The sequence below is a fragment of the Streptomyces sp. NPDC037421 genome (assembly GCF_055602105.1).
The window spans coordinates 59,345-79,768 of sequence record NZ_JBVJWV010000025.1 but is presented as its reverse complement, the minus strand read 5'-3'; the positions used below and the strand labels follow the sequence as shown (position 1 = coordinate 79,768).

Below are 20,424 nucleotides of genomic sequence, written 5' to 3'. Positions count from 1 at the left end.
GTCTTACCTCGTGTTCTCGGTGTGTCGGGCGGTACGGGCGGTACGGGTGGCGGGCCCGGCGAAGGCGATCACGTCCGGGTCGCCCCCGGGTGCGCCGATGCGCCGCAGGTCGGGCTTGCCGTTGTCGGTCAGCGGGATCCGGGACCACAGGGCGATCCGCGAGGGCGCGTGCGCGGGCGACAGGCGCTCCGCCACGGCGGCCGTGAGGCGGCCGAGCAGGGCGTACGCATCCCCGTCGGCGAGCCCGTCGGCGAACCCGGCGACGGCGGCGGCGGTGACCGCGGCGCCGACGTGTTCGCCCGCGTCGCCGTCCACCACCCGGTGGACCACGGCTTCGGCGACCGCCCCGGTGGCGAGCAGCGCCCGCGACACCTCGGCCGGGCGGACCTTGACCCCGGCCGTCTTGATGACTCCGTCCAGCCGGTCCACGAGGTGGAGGTAGCCGTACGCGTCCCAGCGGCCGAGGTCGCCCGTACGCAGCCAGCCGTCGTGCAGGACGTCGCGGAACGCCCCCGGCCCGCCGGTGTAGTGGGTCATCATCTGCGGTGAGCGGACCAGCACTTCGCCGGTGGCGCCGTCGGGCAGCGGCCGGGTGCCGCCCCCGGGGGCGCACACGCGGACCTCCACACCGGGGAAGGGCCGCCCGGCCGAGGGCAGCAGTTCGTGCTCCCAGTGGTCGACGGGTTCGAGTACGGTGACGCGCCCCGCCTCGGTCGTGCCGTAGCACTGCACCAGGCGCGCGCCGAAGACCTCGCGGGCGCGCGCGAGCCGCTCGGGGGAGGCCGGCGAGCCGCTGTAGACCAGTGCGCGGAGCGCGCCGAGGTCGCGGCCCGGCAGGCCGGGGTGGTCGAGCAGCGCGTACAGGTGCGGCACGGCCAGGTAGGTGCGGGTGACGGCGTGCGCGGCGATCGCGTCGAGCACCGCCGCGGCCTCGAAGCGCTCGTGCAGCACCAGGGCCCCGCCGGCGCACAGCACCGCGTCCGCCATCGGCCCGGCGGCGTGGCTCAGCGGGGTCACCACCAGCATCACGGGTTTCTCCGCGGCCAGTTGGGCGGCGTCGTCGAGCACCAGGTCGCTCCAGGCGGCGAGCGGCTGGGACACGCCCTTGGGCCGGCCGGTGCTGCCGCTGGTGTACGTGACGACGGTGGCCCGCTCCAGCGCCCCGGGGGTGGGCACCGGAGCGGGCAGTCCTCGGGAGGCACGGGCCTCCCCGTCCCCGGCCGGCTCGTCGAAGCCGCGGGTGACGATCACCGTGAGGGGGTGGGGCGTGCGGGCGCGGACGGCCTCGGCGTGCCCGGCGTGCGCCGGGTCCACGACGAGGACGCCGGCGCCGTTCTCGGCCAGGATCGCCGCCTGTGCGCCGGCGTCGAGGAGCGCGCCGTCGGGTCCGGGGTTCGTGGAGCGCAGGTGGACGACCGTGGCGCCGAGCAGGTGGGCCGCGTAGCGGTGGGCCAGCAGGGCCGGGTGATTGCTCTCGGTGAGGAGCCCGACGGCGGGCGGGGACGCCCCGGGCGGGCCGGGCAGGCCGGTGGCCGCGAGTGCGTCACGGGCGCGCAGCACGGCGTCGCGCAGCCGGCGGCCGGTCAGTTCGAGGTCGCGCCAGCGCACCGCGACGGCGTCCGGCCCGGCGGCCAGTACGTCCAGGACGCGGGAGACGTAGTGCTCCCTGGCGGGCGGGTTCGGGGTCACGCTGCTCCTCCGTGCTCCGGATGTCCGGCCCGTCCGGCGGCCTGGGCCGCCGGACGGACAGGGTGGGACGTCGTCGGATCAGCAGCAGGACGACGACGAGGAGGAGGACGAGGAGCAGCACAGGGCGTTGCCGCTCGAAGCGCCCATCTCCGGGAGGGCCACGCCGTCGGCGACGTCCAGGACCTCGAGCTCCTCGATGTCGAAGGAGGTGAAGAGCTGGTCGAAGTCGGCAACAGCGGTGGTGTTCGCCATGATGGTGGTTCCTTTCGGGTTCTTCGAATGCGGCCCGTATTCGGACCGACGAGCTGATGCTGCACCAGGAAACGGGTCGGCCGAAACAGCTCGGATCTCATCTCTGACAATGTTCACGACTCGCATGACAAACGTCATCGAAATCGGTCCGAAGTCATTTTCTGCGGTATGGGGCCGCATCCGGGGGCCTTAGAGTGAGCGCCGTGACCCGTGCAAAAGGAGGCCCCATGGACCCCAACTCCCGTACCGGACGCGCGCCCCGCGGACCGCTGATCGGGGCCGTCTTCGGAGCCGCGTGGTTCCTCATAGGCCTGAGCGCGCTGCACGGCTCCGCGCGCGGGGTCGCGGCCGCGGCCGGTGCCGTGCTCGTCGTCGCCGTGACCTTCGCCGTCCTGCGCTCCCGCAGCCGGCCGGCCCCGGCCCCGGCCGCCCCCGCACAGCCGCGCGGGCGCGCGTTCGTCAGGCTCCTGGTGGTGCAGGCCGTCCTGCTCGGCGTCGGGGCCGGGCTGATCAACAGCCGCCTCCACACTCCCCAGTTGGCCTTCTCCTGGGCCGCGCTCGTCGTCGGCGGGCACTTCTTCCCGCTCGCCCGGGTCCTCGGCGCCCCCCTCCTGCGCGTGCTGGGCGCGGTGATGGTGGGGGTGGTCGCGGTGACCGCCGCCACCGCCCTGGCGGCGCCGGACACCACCCCGTGGATCTGGCAGGCACTGCCCGGCCTCGGCTGCGCGGGCGCGCTGTGGGCGGCCGTCCTGGCCACCGGAGCCCGCCCCCGCGCCGGCCTGCCCCGCGGATGACACTTGTCACGCACGCCGTGACAAGTGTCAGGGAAACACCGCCTTGGACACTTCTCCCCGCTTCCGGCCGACCACAATGTCGCCGTGAAAGAGGGAGACGTGACGGTGAACCTGGAAGAAGAAGTCGAAGACCCCGTGGGAATACGCGTATTCAGCAGGGTCCCGATGAATCCGAGATGGTCTGCGGACCGTCTCGTGCCATTGGTGCGCGAATTGCGGACCGTGCACGGCGCGCCCGTCGTATATCTCGAACGCGGCTGGCTGCACGGTCCGCACGTCGACGTCGTCGCCCGCCCCGGCCCGTCCGGACCGCTCCCCTGGAAGGCCCTGGCCTCCCGCGCCGGAGCCCCCCCGATCGGCGACCGGGAACCCCTCACCGAGCGCGCCTACCTCGCGCAGGCCCGCGAACTGGGCCGCCTCGAACAGGTGGACCCGCCCTACCTGCCCATGGCCCCGCACGGCGCCGTGCGCCTCGTCCCCGCCGCGCAGGCCCACCCCGGCTGGCCCGAGCGGGTCCTGCCGCTGCGCGAACTGGCCCTGTCCCGGATGACCGCGCCCGTCGTGCACTGCCTGGAGTCCCTCGCCCGGGACCCCGGGAGCGCCCTGGTGCGGATGGCGGAGGCCTTCACCGCGCTCGCCGCGGTCCACCCGTACGGGGCGCCGCACGGCACCTTCTCCTTCCGCTCCCACGCCGAGGCGTTCTTCCACTGGGCCGGCCCCGGCAAGGACCCCCGGGCCGCGTTCCGGCGGCGGCTCGACGCGGAGCGAGCCGTCCTGCGCCCCGTCGTCGAGCGCGCCCTCACCGGCGGGGAGAGCGCCGGGGCGGCCCGGTGGCGCGGGGCCCTGTCGTACGGATCCGGCCTGTTCGAGGCCTCGGCCGTGCACGGGGAGACCACCCCGGAACTGCTCGACTCGCTGGCCGGCGCCCAGGAGGACGCGCCGGAAGGGACCGCGCGCAGTGCCTTCCACACCGCCGTCGCGGAAGCCGGGGTCACCGGTCTCGGGGCGCCGTGGTTCCTGGCGTACCGGCTGATGATCAACCTCTTCTACCGGCAGCTGCCGCTGTTCGGCGTCTCCCCGATGATGCGCTACTACCTGTGCCACGCCGTCGCCGAGACCGTCGACGAGATCACCGGCGTCACCTGGCAGGAGCGCCTCGCCGGGCGCACCCCGCACCGGACGGAGGCCGCCGCGTGAGCGGGGCCCGCGGCGGCGCGCCGGCCGTCGAGGCCGTCGACGTCGTCAAGCGCTACGGCGACCGGACCGCGCTGGACGGCATCTCCTTCGAGGTCGGCAGGGGCGAGGTCTTCGGCCTGCTCGGCCCCAACGGCGCCGGGAAGACCACCGCCGTCGAAATCCTGGAGGGCCACCGGCCCCGCACCGCGGGCACCGTACGCGTCCTCGGAGCCGACCCGGCGACCGCCGGACGGGCCTGGCGGGACCGCATCGGGATCGTCCCCCAGGCCTCCTCCGACCACGGCTACTGGCGCGTCGGTGAACTCGCCGCCGAGACCGGCCGCTGCTACTCCGACCCCGTCCCGGCGGGCGAACTCCTCGGTCTCGTCGGCCTCGGGGACCGCTCCCGTCAGCCGGTGTCCACCCTCTCGGGCGGACAGCGCCGCAGGCTGGACGTCGCGCTGGCCCTCGCCGGCCGGCCCGCGCTGCTCTTCCTCGACGAGCCGACGACCGGCTTCGCCCCCGAAGCCCGGCGTGAACTGTGGGCACTCGTCGAGCGGCTCAAGGAAGCCGGCACCTCCATCCTGCTCACCACCCACTACCTCGACGAGGCCGAGCGCCTCGCCGACCGCGTCGCCGTCCTGCGCGCGGGCCGGATCATCAGCGTCTGCGCACCCCGGGACCTCGGCTCCGCCGACGCGGGCAGCGAGATCAGCTGGCGGGAGGGCGGCGAGACGCGCCGTACGCGGACGCACGACGTACCGGGCTTCCTCGCCGGCCTCCAGGCGCGCCTCGGGGCCGACGTACCGGACCTGGAAGTCCGGCGTCCGTCCCTGGAGGACCGGTACCTGCAACTGATCGACCACGCACCCGGGAGCACGGGCACATGAGCACACCCCTCGCCGGCACCCCGGCCGCCGCCCACCGGGACACCCCGGGGCGGCCCCTGCCGGGCGCCGTCCGCACCGGGCTGCGGCGCGGCCGGGCGGAGATCCGCGTCTTCTTCCGCAACCGCACCGCGCTCGTCTTCGGGACGTTGCTGCCGCTGGCCCTGATGCTGCTGTTCGGGACCCTCTTCAAGGGCTCCGTGCCCGGTACCTCCGTCCCCGTCCACGACGTGGTGGTGGCGGGCGTCCTCGCCTCCGGCGTGATGTCCGCCGCCTTCAACACCCTCGCCATCGGCACCGCCCTGGAGAGCGGGGACGGCACCCTCAAGCGGCTGCGCGGCACCCCGCTGAGCCCGGTCGCGTACTTCCTGTCGAAGGCCCTGCTGGTCCTGGCGCTGAGCACGCTGCAGCTCGTCCTCGTACCGGTGGTGGCCTGGGCGGCCTTCGGATTCGTCCCGCCCGCCTCCCCCGGCCGCTGGGTGCTCCTGCTGTGGGTGTTCCTCGTCGGGGTGCTGGCCAACTCCTTCCTCGGCATCGCCATCGGCTCCCTCGCCACCGACCGGCGGGGCATCGGCGCGGTGCTCCAGTTCCCGTTCGTGCTCCTCCAGTTCGTCTCCGGCGTCTACTACCCGTTCGCGCAGCTGCCGGATGTGCTCCAGCACGTCGGGGCCCTCTTCCCCCTCAAGTGGCTGGCGCAGGGCATGCGCGCGGCGCTCCTGCCCGACTCCCTGGCCGCCGCGGAGCCCGCGCACGGCTGGGAAACGGGCCGCCTCAGCCTCGTCCTGCTCGCCTGGACGGCCGGCGGACTCGTGCTGTGCGTGCTGGCCCAGCGCCGCCTCCTGCGAAAGGGACTGTCATGACCGACACCGACACCACCACGAACACCGCCGGCACCGGCACCACCACCGGCACCGCCCCCGGCCCCACGGCCCCGGGCACGGAGCCCGTGTGGATGCTCCGCGTCAACCCGCTGCGCCGCACCCCCCTGGCCGACGCCCCCCTGGCCGGCCTGGTGACCCGGCTGGCCGAAGCCGAACGCGCCACGGCCGCCCTCGCCGCGGACTGCTCCGACCAGCTGTACGTCCGCATCGGCGACACCACGGGGGAGGAGCGGGCCCGCCTCGTGGCGCTGCGCCGGGCCATCCACAACGGCCGCGCCCCCGGCCCGCTCACCGCCGGGCCCCCCGTACCCGCCGTACCGCTGTGGCACGCCGCCCGGGAACGGCTCGCACGGCTGCGCCGGGAAGTGCGGGACGCCCACGACGGGGCCGTCGCACGCGAACGCCGCCACCTCGCGGCCCTGCTGGGCGACGAGGACCTGCGCCGCTCCCTGGTGCTGCTCGCCCCCGAGGTCGACGGCGCGGCCGAACGCTACCGGCAGGCCGTGGCCCTGACCGGCGAACCCCCCGCCCGGCTGCGCAAGTCCGAGCGCGGCCTGCTCCAGTACGTCACCCGCGCCATGGTCCGCACCAGCCCGCTCTCCCGCCTCACCGCCGTCGCCCTCGCCGTCCCCGGCGAGCACGGCGCCGGCCCCGGCGAGGCCGCCTTCACCGGCGCGGAGTCCCACCTCTCCCTGGACCGGGTCATGGCGGGCTACGTAGCCGCCGGCCTGCCCGGCGCGCCCAGCCGGCTCCCCGCCCCCGACGGCTGGGTGCAGCGCCCCCCGACGGCCGAACTCGACCCCGAAACGGGCCGCTACACGTTCCTGCACGCCACCGACGCCGGAGTACGGCTGCTGGCCGCCCCGGCGAGCGAGTCCCTGCGCGTGATGCTCGCGCTCACCGCCATGGGCCCCCGCCCGATCGCGGACGTCGCCGCCGAGGCCGCCCGCGTCCTCGACCTCAGCATCCCCGACGCCGTGCGCACCCTCACGGACGCCGTGCACGTGGGCATCCTGTGCACCGCCGTCGGCCCCGAGGACTGGCACACCGACCCCCTGACCCCGCCCGGGGGAAACGGGGCCGAGCAGGTACGCGGCCACCTGGCGACCGTCCGGGAGCGACTGCCCCGGCTGGCCGCCGCGTCCGCCGCCGAACGCGCCTCCGTACTGGCCGACGTACGGGGAGCGGCCGCGGAACTCAGCCGCGCGGCCGGCCGGCCCGCCACCATGCTCGTCGAGGAGGACTACGTCGCACCGCCCGTGGCCCTCACCACCCGGGCCTGGCGCCGGCAACTGGACGACCTGGGCCGCGTCGTGGAGTTCCAGAGCCTCTTCGACCGCATGCACGACGTACGGCAGCTGCTCACCGCCGCCTTCACCGACCGCTTCGGCTCCGGCGCGAGCATCCCCCTGTGGGAGCACGCCGACGGCCTGGTGCGCGAGGTGTACGACCGGGAGACGCGCTACCGGGTCCACGGCGAACAGGGCCTCGGCCCCGCCGACGGCTCCCTGGAGACCCTGCGCGCCCTGCGCAGGCAGGCCCTGGACGCACTCCACTCGGACCTCGCGGGCCGCGACCCGGCCGACGAGGAGGTGCTGTGGAAGCCGTCCGAGCTCGCCGGGCTCGCCGACGGCCTGCCCGAGGCGCTGCGCCGGGACCCGGTCTCGTACGGGGTACTGGTGCAGCCGGCCGGCGACCGGCTCGTCGTCAACGACGCCTACGCCGGACACGGCATGCTCTACGGACGGTTCCTGGCCGCGGACGCCGCGGCCGGCGGCGGCGCCGCCCGCCGCCTCGCCGACCGGCTCACGGCCCGCTACGGCCACGACGGCGCGGCCGTCGCCGAGGACCTCGGCCTGCACCGCCTCAACGTGAACGCCCACCCGCCCGTGCTCCCCGACGGACTGCACGCCCAGGACTGGTACGGCCTGCGCCTGGCCCACGACCCGGCCGCCGGACGGCTGCGCGTCGAACGCCCCGACGGCCGCGAGCTGCGCGCCGTCACCCTCGGCGCCGGCTTCCCCGAGCTGTACCCGGCGCCCCTGCGCATCGCGACCTGGCTGCTCAGCGGCGGCCGGCTCGTCAACGACGTGGTGGGGGCCCGGCACCGCCTCGCGGGCGGCGACCCGGCCGCGACCCACGCCTGCCCGCGGCTCGCGGCAGGGGACGTCGTACTGTCCCGGCGCCGCTGGTACCCAGGCGAGGACTTCGGCGCCGCGCTCGCGGCCGGCCCCGGCGACGCCGACCGGCTGCTCGCGCTCACGGCGTGGCGGGCCCGGCACGGCGTACCGCCCGAGCTGGTCTTCAAGACCGTGGCCGACCCGACGCGCCGGGCCGCGGCACAGGACCGCAGGCGGCAGAAACCGCAGTACGCCGACCTGCGCAGCGCCCTCATGGCACGGGTGCTGCCCCGGCTGCTGGAACGCGGCGGAACGGGCTACGCGGAGGAGGCCCTGCCGGGCGTCGGCGCCTCGGCGCACGCCTTCGAGTGGGTGGTGGAGATCGGACGGGCCCCAGGAGGCCGGTTCACGTACATGGCGGAGGAAGAACGTTGAGCGATCTGCGGATACTGCGGCCCGGGCTGCACTACGCGCCCGTGCAGAGCGGGGTGTACTTCGGCCACGACCGCGGGCAGTTCGTGCTGCGCGGGCCGGAGGCCCTGTTCGGCGTCGCCGACGTGTGCGTACCGGCGCTGGAGGACGGCAGCACGGAGGACGGCCTGGTCGCCGCACTCGGCACCGAGCGGTCCCGGCCGGTGGTGCGGCACCTGCTGAAGACCTTCGACGCGCACGGCCTGCTGCTCGACCCGGCCCGCTTCACCGCGCCGCCGCCGTCGGAGGCGGAACGCCGCCGCCACGCGGGCGCGCTCGCCGAACTGGAAGCGGCCAGCGACGACCCGTACGGCCACTTCGCGGCGCTGCGCGCCTCGGCCGTGCTGCTGTGCGGGCCGCCCGAGGCCGTCGCCCCGGCCGCCCGCGGCCTGCACCGGGCCGGAGCGGGCCGGCTGCTCCTGGCCGTCCCAGACCCGCGGGCCGTCGCGACGACGGCCCGCCAGCTCGGCGCCGAGGTCCACGAGCTCGGCCCGCGGGGCGGCCCGCCGCCCGCGGCCGTGGACGCCGACGCGTACGTCCTGTGCCGGACGCCGGAACAGGACCCGGCGGACCCGGCGGACCCGGCCGACGTGTGGGCGGCCTGGCTGGAGCGCCTGCCGCAGGGCCGGCCCGTGGTGCCCGTGGCCTTCGAGGAGGCGTTCATCCTGGTGGGCCCCGTGCTCGACGGCCCGGCCGCCGCCGCCCGCCGTACCGCGCTGCACCGGCGCGTCGCCGACCACAGCGCCACGGAGCCGGCTCCGCCGGTGACCCGCCCCGTCGGCGACGCCCTCGCCGGAGCCCTCGCCGGGCGGGCCGTGTTCCACGCCCTCACCACCGGCGCCGACCCCGCGGAGGCCTACCTCGTGCACGGCGACGAACCGGCCGCCGACCGCGTCGAGGCGCCGGTGCACCCCGTCACCCCGGACAGGGCCGCGCGCGCCGCCCTGTCCGAGGCCGCCTCCGCGCCCGCCCCGGCGGCCGCGGCGAGCGCCGAGGCCGTCGAGTCCCTCGCCGGGGCCTGGACCGGCCTCTACACCCTGCCCACCCCCTACGACCTGCCGCAGCTCCCGGTCGCACTGGCGCAGGCCCGGCCGGCCGCGGGCGCTGCCCGGCCCGTCGTCGCCCCGGGCGACAACCAGCAGGAGGCGGCCCTCCAGGCCGCGCTGGGGGTGCTGCGCGCCGCCCTGCCGGAGGAACGCGACACGGCCGCCGCGGCCGGCACCACCGCCGAACGCTGGCTCCTGGACGGCGCCCTGCGGCTGCTGGCCGCCGGGACCGGCCCGGACGGCTCCCCGGCCGACTTCGACGCGCTCGCGGCGCGCCCCCGCGGGCTGTGGCGCGTACTGGCCGACTACGAGGACGTCCCCGTACGCGTCGAGCTGCACGAACTGCCCGGCCTGTCCTGGCCGCTGGCCCGCGTCGCCACCCAGGACGGCACGCCGCTCGCCGCCGCCTGGGGCCCGGACGCCGACGGCGCGGTCACCGAGGCCCTCGCGGAGGCGCTCGCCCGGATCCGCACCCGGGCGGCACGCGGCGCCGACCTCGGCGGTGACGGACCCGGCACCGCCGCGCTGGAGCGCGTCGGCGACGCCGCGGTGGCCGCGCTGCGGGCCGAGGTCACCGCGTACGCCGCGGCACGGGACCTGGAGTTCACCGGTCGCCCGGCCGACCACGACCCGGTCCTCGGCGAACTCCCCTTCGCGCACGGCCGGGTGAGCGCCGGATGACCGCCACCACCACGGCCACGGCCACCGTCGCCGCCGGCCGCGTCGCGACGGGCCCCGGCCTCACGGCCGCCCCGGGCCTCGGCGAACTGCTGGCGGCGGTACTGGAGCCGCTCGCGCGCAGCACCGGGGCCACCGTCGCGGTGAACGCCGGCTGGGACCTCGGATGGGAGGCGCGGCAGTGGAAGGAGGCCGCGCACGCCGGCCGCCCGCACCTGTCCGTACGCGTCCTCGGAACGGAGGCGGTCGTCGGACCCCTGTGGGTGCCCGCCACCCCGGCCGGCTGCGCCGGCTGCGCGGAGGCACGGCTGCGCATCACGGCCGACCACCCGCTCGTCGAGGAGTTCGACGTGCCGTGCCGGCTGCCCGCCGCGGCCTCCCCCTTCCTGCCCGAACTGCTGGAGACGGCCGTGGCCTCCCTCCTGGCCGCACCGCCCGCACCCGGCGAACTCCACGCCGTCGGCGGCCCGCGCAGCGGCCGCCACCGGGTGCGCCGCAGCCTCGCCTGCCCCGTCTGTGCCGAGCCGGCCACCACCCCGGCCGACCCGGCCTCCCCGCCACCACGCTGGGAGCCGGTGTCCCGTCCCGCAGACCCGGACGACCCGGCCCGCGGCGCGCACGGCCGCGTCCTGCTGGACCGCGGCCACCTGCGCGAACGCGTCGTCGACCCCCGGTTCGGGCCCGTCCTCGGCGTCATCCGGGACACGCACGCGCCGTTCGCGATGAGCAGCGCCGTCCACCCCGACGCGAAGGCCTGGGGGTACGGGCGCGCGCCCCGGTTCGACCGGTCGGAGCCGCTGGCCGTGCTGGAGGTGTACGAGCGCCTCGCCGGCTTCCCGCACCACGGCGCCGTGCTCACCGGCACGCCCTACGCGGACCTCCGCGGCCGTGCCCTGGACCCGGCCTCCCTCGGCGGGTACACGGCCGAGCAGCTCGCCCACCCCATGAGCCGGGTGCTGCCCGGCGACGCGACCACACCGCGCGACTGGGTGTGGGGGCACCGGCTGCGGGACGGCGAAGCGGTGCTCGTCCCGGCCGAAGTCGGCTTCTACCAGTACGAGTACACCGAACGGATGGCCCGCCACCGGGCCCGCCGGGCCCCGGCCGACCGCCGCCGCCAGCACTTCCAGCCGGAGTCCTCCAGCGGCTGCGCGCTCGGGTCGAGCCTGGAGGAGGCCGCGCTGCACTCGCTGTTCGAACTGGCGGAGCGGGACGCCTTCCTGCTGGCGTTCCACCGCGCCCGGCCCCTGCCGGCCGTGGACCCCGGCTCCCTGGAGGACCCGGTCAGCCGGATGCTGCTCGACTCCATCGAGGCCCGGGGCTACGACGCCCACCTGCTGGTCATCACCCAGGACATCGGGATCCCGGCGGTCTGGGCGCTCGCCGTGCACCGCGAGGGCGGCTACCCGGCCACCTGGTCCGCGGCCGGCTCCGGCGCCGACCCGGCCGGCGCGGTACGCGGGGCGCTGTGGGAACTGGCCCAGCTGGTCCGCGAACCCGTCGACTGGGAGCGTGCCCATGCCGAACGGCTGCTGGCGGACCCCTACCGGGTGGACGTCCTGGAGGACCACTACGTCCTGTACTCCCTGCCGCAGACCCTGCCCCGCATCACCTCGGTCCTCGGCGGCCCGGCGGTCGGCCTCCACGAGGCGTTCCCCGCAGCGGCGCAGCGGTTCCGCGAGGAGGCGGGCGGCGACGTACTCGGCGCCCTGCGGTGGACGGAGCGGCTCTACGCGGACGCCGGACTCGACACCGTCGTGGTCGTCGACCAGACCACCCGGGAACACGCCGACCTCGGGCTGGCCGTGGCCAAGGCCGTGGTGCCCGGCATCGTCCCGATGTGCTTCGGCCACGCCCAGCAGCGGCTGACGGGCCTGCCCCGGCTGGAGCGGGCGCTCGCCGGGGCCGGACGCCCCGCGGCCGCCGCCCCGTACGACCCCCATCCCTTCCCCTGACCAGGAGATCATCCATGGCTGCCCTGTCCTCCCGGGACGTCCTGCGGTTCGCCTTCGCCCAAGGCGCCGGGAACGCCCTGGTCACCGCCCCGATCCGGGTCACCGAGCATCCCGTGAGCACCGCCGGGGCGCTCCCGCCCGGCACCCTGCCCGACCGCCGGACACCACTGCCGCCGGGCACCCACGAGCACCTCGCGGACCTGCCGTACCCGCGCCGGCGGATCGCCGCGCAGGCGCTGGAGGAGAGGGACGCGGCGGACGCGGCGGACGGCCCGGACGCGGCGGACGGCCCGGACGCGCCGGAGCGGCGCCTCGGGCACGCACTCGTCGCCGCCTTCGGCATCCAGCGCCGCGAACCGTCCAACCCGTACAACGACCACCGCGGATACGCCTCGGTCCGCAGCAAGTTCCCCGTCCACGCCTTCGTCACCGGCGACGGCCGCCGCCGGCTCGTGGACCCGGGCCGCCACGCCCTGCTGGAGACGACGGGGCGGGGCGCGGCGGGGGAGCCGGCCGCGGTCGTCCTCGCGGGCCGCTTCACGCACCTGCCCGACTACTACCGGCCCCTGCGCGGCCCGCTGACCGAGCTGGAGCTGGGGATCAACCTGCGCGCGCTGGCCGTCGGCATGGAACTGTTCGGCGTGGCGGGGGCGCTGCGCCTGCCGGGCGCCGAAGGCGCCGGGCTGCTCGCCGGCCTCGGACTGGCCCCGGCCTGGCAGTGGACCCTGCCCCTGGTCGTCGAGACCCCGTCGGCCGCCGCCCCGTCGCCCGCACCGGCCCCGCCCTCCGGGGCCGGGGACGAGACCGCGTGCCCCGATCCGGCCCTCGCCGAGGTCGTCGCCGTCAACCGCACCCAGCGGGCGGGAGGTCCGGCCGCGCCGCTGGCCGGCGCGATACCGGAGCTGCCGGGGGAGCGCGGCCCGTCCTGGGCGGAGGTGCTGTTCGAGCGGACCGCCGGACGGATGCCGCGCCGCCTCTCCGGAATGAACGGAAGGCGCCGCCGGGTCCCGGCCACCGCGCTCACCGACGCCGCGGCCTGGCTGGCCGTGCCGCCGCCGGGGCTGCTGCGGGCGGTGGCCGGCGCGATCCGCGTCACCGCCGTCGTCCAGGACGTGGACGGCTTCGCGGACGGCCGCTACGAGGTGCGGGACTCCCGCATCGAGGCCCGCGACACCGCCGGCACCGGGCTCCACGCCCGGCTGGAGCGCGAGTACGGCTACCCGCTCACCCCGGGCAACGGCTGCGACGTGCGCCACGCGACGGCCCTGTGGTTCCTGACCGCCCGGCCCGGCCGCCTGGTGGAGGAGTTCGGCCCCGCCGGATGGACGCTCGCACAGTACGCCGCCGGCTGGATGACGCAGGGCCTGTCCCTGTCCGCCGCGGCACACGGCCTGTACGCGCGCCCGGCGCGGGCGTTCGACGAGATCCCCGCCCAGCGGCTGCTCGGCCTGGAGCCCGACGAGACCGTGCTGCTCTCCGTCATCAGCGGCACGGGCCGCTTCACCGAGCAGGTATGGGACATGCGACTGTGACCACCACCACCACCACCGGCACGGCCCGCACCTGGACGGCCTGGCACCTCCACCTGCCCTCGACCGCGCAGTCCGCCCACGACCGCGTCCTGCACCAGGCGGTCGCCCCGGCGATCGCCGGACACCCGGGCCGGCCCTGGTTCTTCGTACGCTACTGGCAGGCCGGCCCGCACCTGAGACTGCGCATCGCCGGCCTGACACCGGACGAGGCACACGCGACGGAACGCCGCCTGCGTGAGGCCCTGCCCGGCGCCGCCGCCCTGCGCGACGGCGAGGAGCCCCTCGGCGACGCCGCCTTCGGGCGCGAGGCGCAGCGCCTCGCCCGGGCCGGGGAGGCCGGCTCCGCCCTGCCCCAGGGCACGCCCCCGCTGCCCACGGGCGTGTACGGGGCGGCGTACGAGCCGGAGTGCGAACGCTACGGCGGCGAAGGGCTGATGGCCCTGTCCGAGTCCCTGTTCACGCTCTCCAGCAACCTCGTCCTCGCCTTCCTGTCCTCCCGGCCGCGCGGCCGGAGCTCCCGCGCCCTGTTCGCCCTCGGCGCCGCCGCGGGCGCCGCCGCCGCGCTCGGCGACGGCCCCGACGCGGAGGCCTTCCGCTCGCACGGCCTCGCCTCGTGGCGGCGCTGGCTGCTCGGCTACGGCCACTCCGCCGACGACGTGGACCGCTGGGTGACGGCAGCGGGCGAGGATCCCGGGCGGGCCGGGCAGGCACGGTCGGTCCTCGCCTCCGCCGCGGCCGGCGGCGGCCCGCTGGCCCTGTGGCAGAGCGAACTGACGGCCGCCGCCGAGGTGTGGGGGCGCACGCCCGGCGTCCTGCCCGGCCGGCTGCTCTTCTCCCACCTGCACATGCTCCACAACCGCCTCGGCCTCGGCATCGCCGACGAACTCCTCACCTACGCCCGGCTCGCGCCGCTCCCCCCGCACCCCGCCGCCCCCGACCCGCACCGGAGCACCCGATGACCTCCACCGACAGCCGCCAGGCGCTGGCAGCGCCCCGCCGCACCGCCCTCGGCCGCCTGGTCGAGGACCCGGCCGCCTTCGCCGCGCACCTGCCGGCGGCACCCCGGCTGCGCCGCGCCGCGGGAGACTTCTCCGACCTGTTCGGCCTGGCCGACGTCGACGGCCTGCTCACCGACCGGGCGCTGCGCAGGCCCGCGTTCCGGGTCATCCGCGACGGCCGGCAGGCCGACGACGCGTCCTGCCTGCACGGCGGCCTGCTCTACCCGGACGTCGCCGACCCCCGCAAGATCTCCGGCCTGCTGGCGGAGGGGGCCACCCTCGTCTTCCAGGGACTCCAGGAACTGACCGCCCCGCTCGCCGAGTTCGGCCGGCGCCTCGGCCACGACCTGGGCCGCCCCGTCAACGTGAACGCGTACGTGACACCGGCCGGCTCCCAGGGGTTCGGCGACCACTACGACACCCAGGACTCCTTCATCGTCCAGATCCACGGCAGCAAGCGGTGGAACCTGAAGGAGCCCGTGCTCGCGCAGCCGCTCAGCCACGAGACGGGCAGGACCCTGCCCGAGGGCGGCGGGGAGGGCCGGACCCTCACCCTGGAGCCCGGCGACTGCCTCTGGCTCCCGCGCGGCTGGATCCACTCGGCGCGCAGCACGGACGCGGCCTCGGTGCACCTCACGATCAGCCTGTACGAGTGGACCGGCCACTGGGCATGGACCCGGATCGCCGGGCGCGCCGCGGGCCTGCCCGGCCGCTTCCCGCTGAGCACGGACTTCTTCCGGGACCGGGCGGCGGCGGAGAAGGACATGGCGCTGCTGCGCACCGAACTGGTGGAGTGGCTGAGCGCGGCGGACGACTCCGTCCTGGTCGACCTGGTCCGCGCGGCCGGCGCCCCCGAATTCCCCTCCCCGGTACGCCACCCCGCCCGTCAGGTCCTCTCCGCCGGAGCGGACGAGGACGCGGAGTACACGGTGAACGCCCACGCCGTCCTGGGCGCCGAGATGCGCGGGGACCGGCTGGTGCTCACCCTGGGCGCCCGCGGCCTGACCGTCCCGGCGGCGATGGCCCCGCTCCTCGCCGACCTCCTGACCCGCGACCGCTTCCGTCCCTCTCAGCTCCCCCAGCCCCCCGGCGCCGCCGCCCTCCTGGCCCGCCTTCACGCGGAGGGCGTCCTCACCCGCACGCCCTGAAGCCCACCACGGCCGGGCCGCCGCCTCCCGAGGGGCGGCGGCCCGGTGGACGGGCCCGGCGGGCGGCGGCGGTACGGACCTCCGCACCGGCCTCGCCACGGCACTGCGCGCCCGGCCCCGCCCGGACGTGGTGGTGGCCCTCACCGACGGCCAGACCCCCTGGCCGGACCACCGCCCGCCGTGCCGCACGGTGGTCGGCCTCTTCCCCCGGCAGCAGGCCCGCCGCCCGCGCCACGAGGAGGACCCCGCCTACGAGCCGGACACACCGCCCGAGTGGGCCCGCGTGGTGGAGATCGGCCGGTGACCGGGTCATCACCGAACCACTCCGGAACGGGACCCCCGGGCGGGCCGTCGGGCGCACGGTGGAAGCACCGCGCGCCCGCCGCGGCGGTTCAGCCGATGGCGTGGAGGACCTCACCCAGGTCGACGAACTTGAAGCCGGTGGCTTCGCGGTCGCCGTCACCAGGCGTCTCCTTGCCGTCCTGCACGACCAGCAGACCATGGGGGTACCGCTCGCCGAGCGGTGCGTTGAGGGCGGCTGCTCCGTCGCAGACTTCGGAGCCGTCAAGGGCGGGCGAGGCCGCGGTGACGCGGAAGGCGCCTTCGAATTCGTTGTGGTCCTCGCGCTCGCGGTCGTAGGCGACGAAGGTGTTGTCGCCCTGGCTGGAGGCGAGCAGGTAGCCGTCGCCGCCCGGTTCGGCGACCAGGGTCAGGCCCTCGACGTCGGCCGTCAGACGCCTGCCGCCGTAGCCGGGGTCGGCGCCGCGGGTGCACTCCTCGGTCTGCGCGTCGTAGGTGCCGGGCACGCCGTACTCGCGCACCTTGTCGATCAGCTTCGGCGTGCCGGTGAGGCCGGCGTCGATGCGCCAGATGCCGACGTCCTCCTGCCCCGCGTACAGGGTGCCGTCGGCGGGGTCGACGACCATGCCCTCGACCTGCGGCAGCTCGCCCGGCTCGGCGCAGGGCGTCCAGGCGGCACCGTTGGGCAGGCGGAACGAGGACGGCAGGTCGAGCGTGCGCACCTGGCGGTAGTCGACCGTTCCGGCGGGAGTGGCGACCAGTTCGAGCAGGGCGATCCGGGTGCGGTTGCGCTGGCTGACGAGCGCGTAGGAGCGGCCGGTCTTCCGGTCGGTCCAGGTGGCCAGACCGTAGGCGGTCTTCTGCTCGTTGACCTCGGCCTGGTCGGCGGAGAAGACCGGGCGTGCGCCGGGGTCGGTGACGTCGGTGAGCGGGCCTCCGGGCCGGTCCCGGTCGATCCGGTAGATCCGCAGCCGGTCGTTGCCGCGGTCGCTGACCACCGCGACATCGGCACGCCCGCCGGCCAGGCGCAGGCCCTGGACCAGGTCGACGTTGTTGAAGCGGCCGGGTGCGTCGCCGGCGCCCGGCCCGGCAGGGGCGGGGACCGCCTGCACCTGGCGCGCCTCCAGGTCGTAGACCCGCAGACCGCCCTGCTTGGCGGTGGCGACGACCAGGCTGCGGCCGGGGTCGGCCGCGTTGCGCCAGATCGCCGGGTCGTCCGCGTTGGCGTCGCCGCCGGCCTCGTCGTCGTACAGCGGCGCGGTCTCGGCCTCGGGCCGGATGCTGCTGATCGAGGAGGCCTGCGCCGGGAGGGCGACGGAGGCCGCGAGTGCCGTGCAGAGCACGAGCGCGGAGGCGCGAGCTGCCAGACGTACCATCATATGTCTTCCTCTGTAACGGGTTTGCCCTGCCGAAGAAGACACTCGGAGGAGGGCTTGTCATGTCCGCGACTGGAGGGTTTCCGGTAGTTGAACTCGCTGCGAACCCCCCGGGGCCCGGCAGGGGGGACGAAGTCCTGGACGCGGCGCGCCGCGATGGGACAGCCTGGATGCCGTGGACGGAGTGAGTGGGGGAGCGGTACTCGCCTTGGTCGGTGTCCTTCTCGGAACGACGGGCACTCTCGTGGGACAGTACTTGGCGACTCGCGTCGAGGTGAGGCGCGACCGGCAACGCCAAGCGGAAACGGAGCGCGCGGAGCGCAAAGAGGCCATCCTGGAGTTCCTGGCCGCAGCACAGAGAGTCGAATTGGTGCTGGACCGCAGGAGCCTTGGTCTGCCGGCCGGGGACGACCCCGAGGAAGAGTTCCTGCACGCCTTGTGGCTGGCCAAGAAAGCCGTTGAGCTGGTCTGTTCCCATGAGGTCGCCCAACCTGCACACGACTACACCGAGGCACTGCACCAGACCATCCGCGACGTGGCGGCCAACGGCCAGGCCGCCCCCACCAAGCGTGAGCGCCGCCATGCCTTCATGGAGGCGGGCAGGAGCGAGCTCCGTGGCGACCGCCCGCAACTGCTGCGGTGACACCTCCGGGCGATGCTCCTGCTCACGGGTGGACAGCAGCCCTCCGGTGCGCGCGTGGCGGGGGCACGGGCGGGCGGCTCGCCGTAGGGCAGGCGGGCATCGGGAGCGCAACCAGCGATATGCGGAACGGCGGAATGCGTGACGCGCCATAACGTCAGCCGTAATGGATTCAGCCGTAGGGCCATGGATTCGCCAAGTAAGTCAAGACTTACCTTCAGGGGGCTTTGACCGTATGGTGTGGCTCGAATCGAAGGAGCCCCCTGTTGCCGAAAACAAATGATCCCGCTGTGCGTGCAGTTGACTCGGAGCGGGATTATGTGTCCTCCTTGTATGCGTTACTCAACGAGCGGCTTTCCGAGGCGCGAGTACACCGGGCGAATGTGCTGAAGACCCCGGCGGAAAGCGCCGGTGAGGCATACGAGAGGGAAATCGCCGCCGAGCGTCTGGCCAGGGAAATCGGCCGGCTGGAGGGCGCCGAAAAGGGGCTGGTCTTCGGGCGCATCGACCGGACGGACGGCACGGCCCTGCGCATCGGGCGGATCGGACTGCACACGGAGGAGGACGACCTGACTCTGCTCGTGGACTGGCGCGCGAACGCGGCGCGGCCCTTCTACGAGGCGACACCGGTCCACCCGATGGACCTGCGCCGACGCCGGCACCTGCGCCTCGAGGAGCGCACGGTCGTCTCGGTGAGCGACGAACTGCTGGACGGGACCGACCCGACCGACGAGGACGTCGTGGGGGACGGCCCGTTGACCGAGGCTCTGTCGGCACGGCGTACGGGCAGGATGCACGCGGCCGTCGCGACGCTGCAGGCCGAGCAGGACGAGGTCGTCCGCTCCGCCCACCGCGGGGTGACCGTGGTGCAGGGCGGGCCCGGCACCGGCAAGACGGTGGTCGCCCTGCACCGGGCGGCCTACGTCCTGTACGCGTTCCCGCGCGCCGCGGAGGAGGGCGTCCTGGTGGTGGGCCCCAACGCCCGGTTCCTCGACTACATCTCCCAGGTCCTTCCCTCGCTCGGAGAGAACGACGTCGTTCTGGCGACCTGCCGGGAACTGGCCGGAGTGTCCACGGACACGGTGGACCCGTTCGATACGGCCCGCCTCAAGGGCGGCTCAGACCTCGCCGACGCCTTGGCCGGCCTGCTGCGCGTCCACCAAGCCCCCGCCGGTGACTTCACCGTGCGGGTCGGACAGGAACCGGTCCACCTCTCCGGTGAGGAGGTCGCCACGGCACGCGACGCCGCCGTGGCAGCCGTACCGGGGCACAACCCTGCGCGCCAGGTGTTCAAAGAGCTCTTGGCCGACGCCGTCACCGAAGCGGTGCAACGGGACATGGGCGACCTCCTGGAGCAGATCGACGCCGATGCCGAAAGGATGACGGGCCTCGACCTCGACCGGTTCACGGGAGCCGCCCAGCGCCGCGCCGAAGGTGCGGCCGACCCGGGTCCGGCCCACGAGCTGGACCTGGACGCCATCCGAGCCGATCTCCTCGACGACGCCGGCGTCGACCGAGCGGTCGAGGTGCTGTGGCCGCGGCTGGTACCCGGTGACCTCGTGAAGGCGCTCCTGACGGACGCCGGCGCCCTCACCGAGCACCTGCCCCGCCTGACCGCGCAGGAGCGGTCCCTTCTGCTGCGCGGTCCCGACGACCCGTGGACCGACGCCGATGTGCCGTTGCTGGACGAGGCGGCGAGCCTCGTCGACGGACCCCCCGGGCGGACGTACGGGCACGTCGTCGTCGACGAGGCGCAGGAACTGACCGCCATGCAGTGGCGGATGATCGTCCGGCGCTGCCCGGCAAGGGCGATGACACTGGTGGGTGACTTCGCCCAGGCAGGCCCGGTCGCGACGGCACGCGACTGGAAGGAAGCACTGGGCCCCCACGTCGGACCGCGGTTCAAACTGCACGACCTGACCGTCAGCTACCGCACCACGCAGGAGATCCTGGAGAGCGTCCGGGACCTGCTCACGCGGATCGCTCCGGACCAGAAGCCCACGAGGTCACTGCGCAGCGGTGAGAGCCCTCGCATCGTGACCACACCGCCGGACGGGCTGGCCACCGCCGTCGTCCGGGAACTCCGCGCCCAGAGCACCGGGCACCCGGGCGAACTCCTGGGAGTGATCTGCGCGGACACCAGGGTGAGCGAGCTGACGGCCCAGGGCATCGCTCACCACGCGCGCATCGTGCCGGCGTCCGAAGCACGCGGCCTGGAATTCGACGGGGTCGTCGTCATGAACCCCGAGGAAATCGTCACGGCCCGCCCCGGCGGGGAAAGGGACTTGTACGTGGCCCTGACCCGGGCCACCAAGCGCCTCTGCACCATCACCGTCCAGCCCGCCTGACGACTCGGCGCCCGCGTCGTCGCCGCGGGCGCACCCGGCGCGGCACGGACGGCGGCCCACCCGCATCAGGTGCCGGAACGGGGACTCGACCAGGCCGAACCCCAGCGGGCGGGCGGGGGTGAAGACCGGAAGG

General features: G+C 75.5%; 15 protein-coding genes and 1 pseudogene. 13 read left to right on the top strand and 3 right to left on the bottom strand.

Annotation, left to right across the window (positions count from 1 at the left end; all coding sequences use genetic code 11):
- Positions 1 to 3: 3 nt before the first annotated feature.
- Both ACZ7IF_RS28800 and ACZ7IF_RS28795 read right to left on the bottom strand, forming a co-directional pair.
- Positions 4 to 1,689, bottom strand: a complete 1,686-nt coding sequence (locus tag ACZ7IF_RS28800) for a class I adenylate-forming enzyme family protein (RefSeq protein WP_470977114.1) — start codon at positions 1,687 to 1,689, stop codon at positions 4 to 6.
- Positions 1,690 to 1,767: 78 nt separating this feature from the next.
- Complete coding sequence (locus ACZ7IF_RS28795; protein ID WP_125600985.1) at positions 1,768 to 1,941, bottom strand: thiazolylpeptide-type bacteriocin; 174 nt, start codon at positions 1,939 to 1,941, stop codon at positions 1,768 to 1,770.
- Between the two features lie 227 nt (positions 1,942 to 2,168).
- Here ACZ7IF_RS28795 and ACZ7IF_RS28790 point away from each other — a divergent pair, with 227 nt between their 5' ends.
- The 11 genes and pseudogenes from ACZ7IF_RS28790 to ACZ7IF_RS28740 all read left to right on the top strand — a co-directional run.
- Positions 2,169 to 2,735 carry a hypothetical protein gene (locus ACZ7IF_RS28790; protein WP_470977111.1) on the top strand — a complete coding sequence of 189 codons (567 nt, stop codon included), beginning with the start codon at positions 2,169 to 2,171 and terminating at the stop codon, positions 2,733 to 2,735.
- A gap of 204 nt (positions 2,736 to 2,939) precedes the next feature.
- Entirely contained in the window at positions 2,940 to 3,932 is a 993-nt protein-coding gene (locus ACZ7IF_RS28785) for a hypothetical protein (protein WP_470977108.1), read from the top strand.
- Positions 3,929 to 4,801, top strand: a complete 873-nt coding sequence (locus ACZ7IF_RS28780; protein ID WP_470977105.1) for an ABC transporter ATP-binding protein — start codon at positions 3,929 to 3,931, stop codon at positions 4,799 to 4,801. Before ACZ7IF_RS28785 ends, ACZ7IF_RS28780 begins: the two co-directional genes overlap by 4 nt.
- The gene (locus ACZ7IF_RS28775; RefSeq protein WP_470977102.1) at positions 4,798 to 5,658 is read left to right on the top strand and encodes an ABC transporter permease; all 861 of its coding nucleotides are present in this window, start codon (positions 4,798 to 4,800) and stop codon (positions 5,656 to 5,658) included. The genes ACZ7IF_RS28780 and ACZ7IF_RS28775 overlap by 4 nt, the downstream gene beginning before the upstream one ends.
- Positions 5,655 to 8,234: a lantibiotic dehydratase gene (locus ACZ7IF_RS28770; protein ID WP_470977099.1), complete on the top strand. Its 2,580-nt coding sequence runs from the start codon at positions 5,655 to 5,657 to the stop codon at positions 8,232 to 8,234. The genes ACZ7IF_RS28775 and ACZ7IF_RS28770 overlap by 4 nt, the downstream gene beginning before the upstream one ends.
- Positions 8,231 to 9,997: a hypothetical protein gene (locus tag ACZ7IF_RS28765; protein ID WP_470977096.1), complete on the top strand. Its 1,767-nt coding sequence runs from the start codon at positions 8,231 to 8,233 to the stop codon at positions 9,995 to 9,997. The genes ACZ7IF_RS28770 and ACZ7IF_RS28765 overlap by 4 nt, the downstream gene beginning before the upstream one ends.
- A complete protein-coding gene (locus ACZ7IF_RS28760) occupies positions 9,994 to 11,949 on the top strand; it encodes a TOMM precursor leader peptide-binding protein (RefSeq protein ID WP_470977093.1) in 1,956 nt (651 codons plus the stop codon). Before ACZ7IF_RS28765 ends, ACZ7IF_RS28760 begins: the two co-directional genes overlap by 4 nt.
- 14 nt (positions 11,950 to 11,963) lie before the next feature.
- Positions 11,964 to 13,481 carry a nitroreductase family protein gene (locus ACZ7IF_RS28755; RefSeq protein WP_470977090.1) on the top strand — a complete coding sequence of 506 codons (1,518 nt, stop codon included), beginning with the start codon at positions 11,964 to 11,966 and terminating at the stop codon, positions 13,479 to 13,481.
- Positions 13,478 to 14,440 carry a thiopeptide-type bacteriocin biosynthesis protein gene (locus ACZ7IF_RS28750; protein ID WP_470977087.1) on the top strand — a complete coding sequence of 321 codons (963 nt, stop codon included), beginning with the start codon at positions 13,478 to 13,480 and terminating at the stop codon, positions 14,438 to 14,440. Before ACZ7IF_RS28755 ends, ACZ7IF_RS28750 begins: the two co-directional genes overlap by 4 nt.
- Positions 14,437 to 15,627, top strand: a complete 1,191-nt coding sequence (locus ACZ7IF_RS28745) for a JmjC domain-containing protein (RefSeq protein ID WP_470977084.1) — start codon at positions 14,437 to 14,439, stop codon at positions 15,625 to 15,627. Before ACZ7IF_RS28750 ends, ACZ7IF_RS28745 begins: the two co-directional genes overlap by 4 nt.
- A 61-nt stretch (positions 15,628 to 15,688) precedes the next feature.
- A pseudogene (locus ACZ7IF_RS28740) lies at positions 15,689 to 15,931 on the top strand (DUF2201 family putative metallopeptidase); the annotation flags it as partial.
- Between the two features lie 88 nt (positions 15,932 to 16,019).
- Here ACZ7IF_RS28740 and ACZ7IF_RS28735 read toward each other — a convergent pair.
- On the bottom strand, positions 16,020 to 17,306 hold the full coding sequence (locus tag ACZ7IF_RS28735) for a phytase (RefSeq protein ID WP_470977081.1): 1,287 nt from the start codon (positions 17,304 to 17,306) through the stop codon (positions 16,020 to 16,022).
- Between the two features lie 253 nt (positions 17,307 to 17,559).
- Between ACZ7IF_RS28735 and ACZ7IF_RS28730 the strand changes: the two genes are divergently transcribed.
- Entirely contained in the window at positions 17,560 to 17,946 is a 387-nt protein-coding gene (locus ACZ7IF_RS28730; RefSeq protein WP_470977078.1) for a hypothetical protein, read from the top strand.
- A gap of 317 nt (positions 17,947 to 18,263) precedes the next feature.
- The gene (locus tag ACZ7IF_RS28725) at positions 18,264 to 20,291 is read left to right on the top strand and encodes a HelD family protein (RefSeq protein ID WP_470977075.1); all 2,028 of its coding nucleotides are present in this window, start codon (positions 18,264 to 18,266) and stop codon (positions 20,289 to 20,291) included.
- Positions 20,292 to 20,424 lie beyond the last annotated feature (133 nt).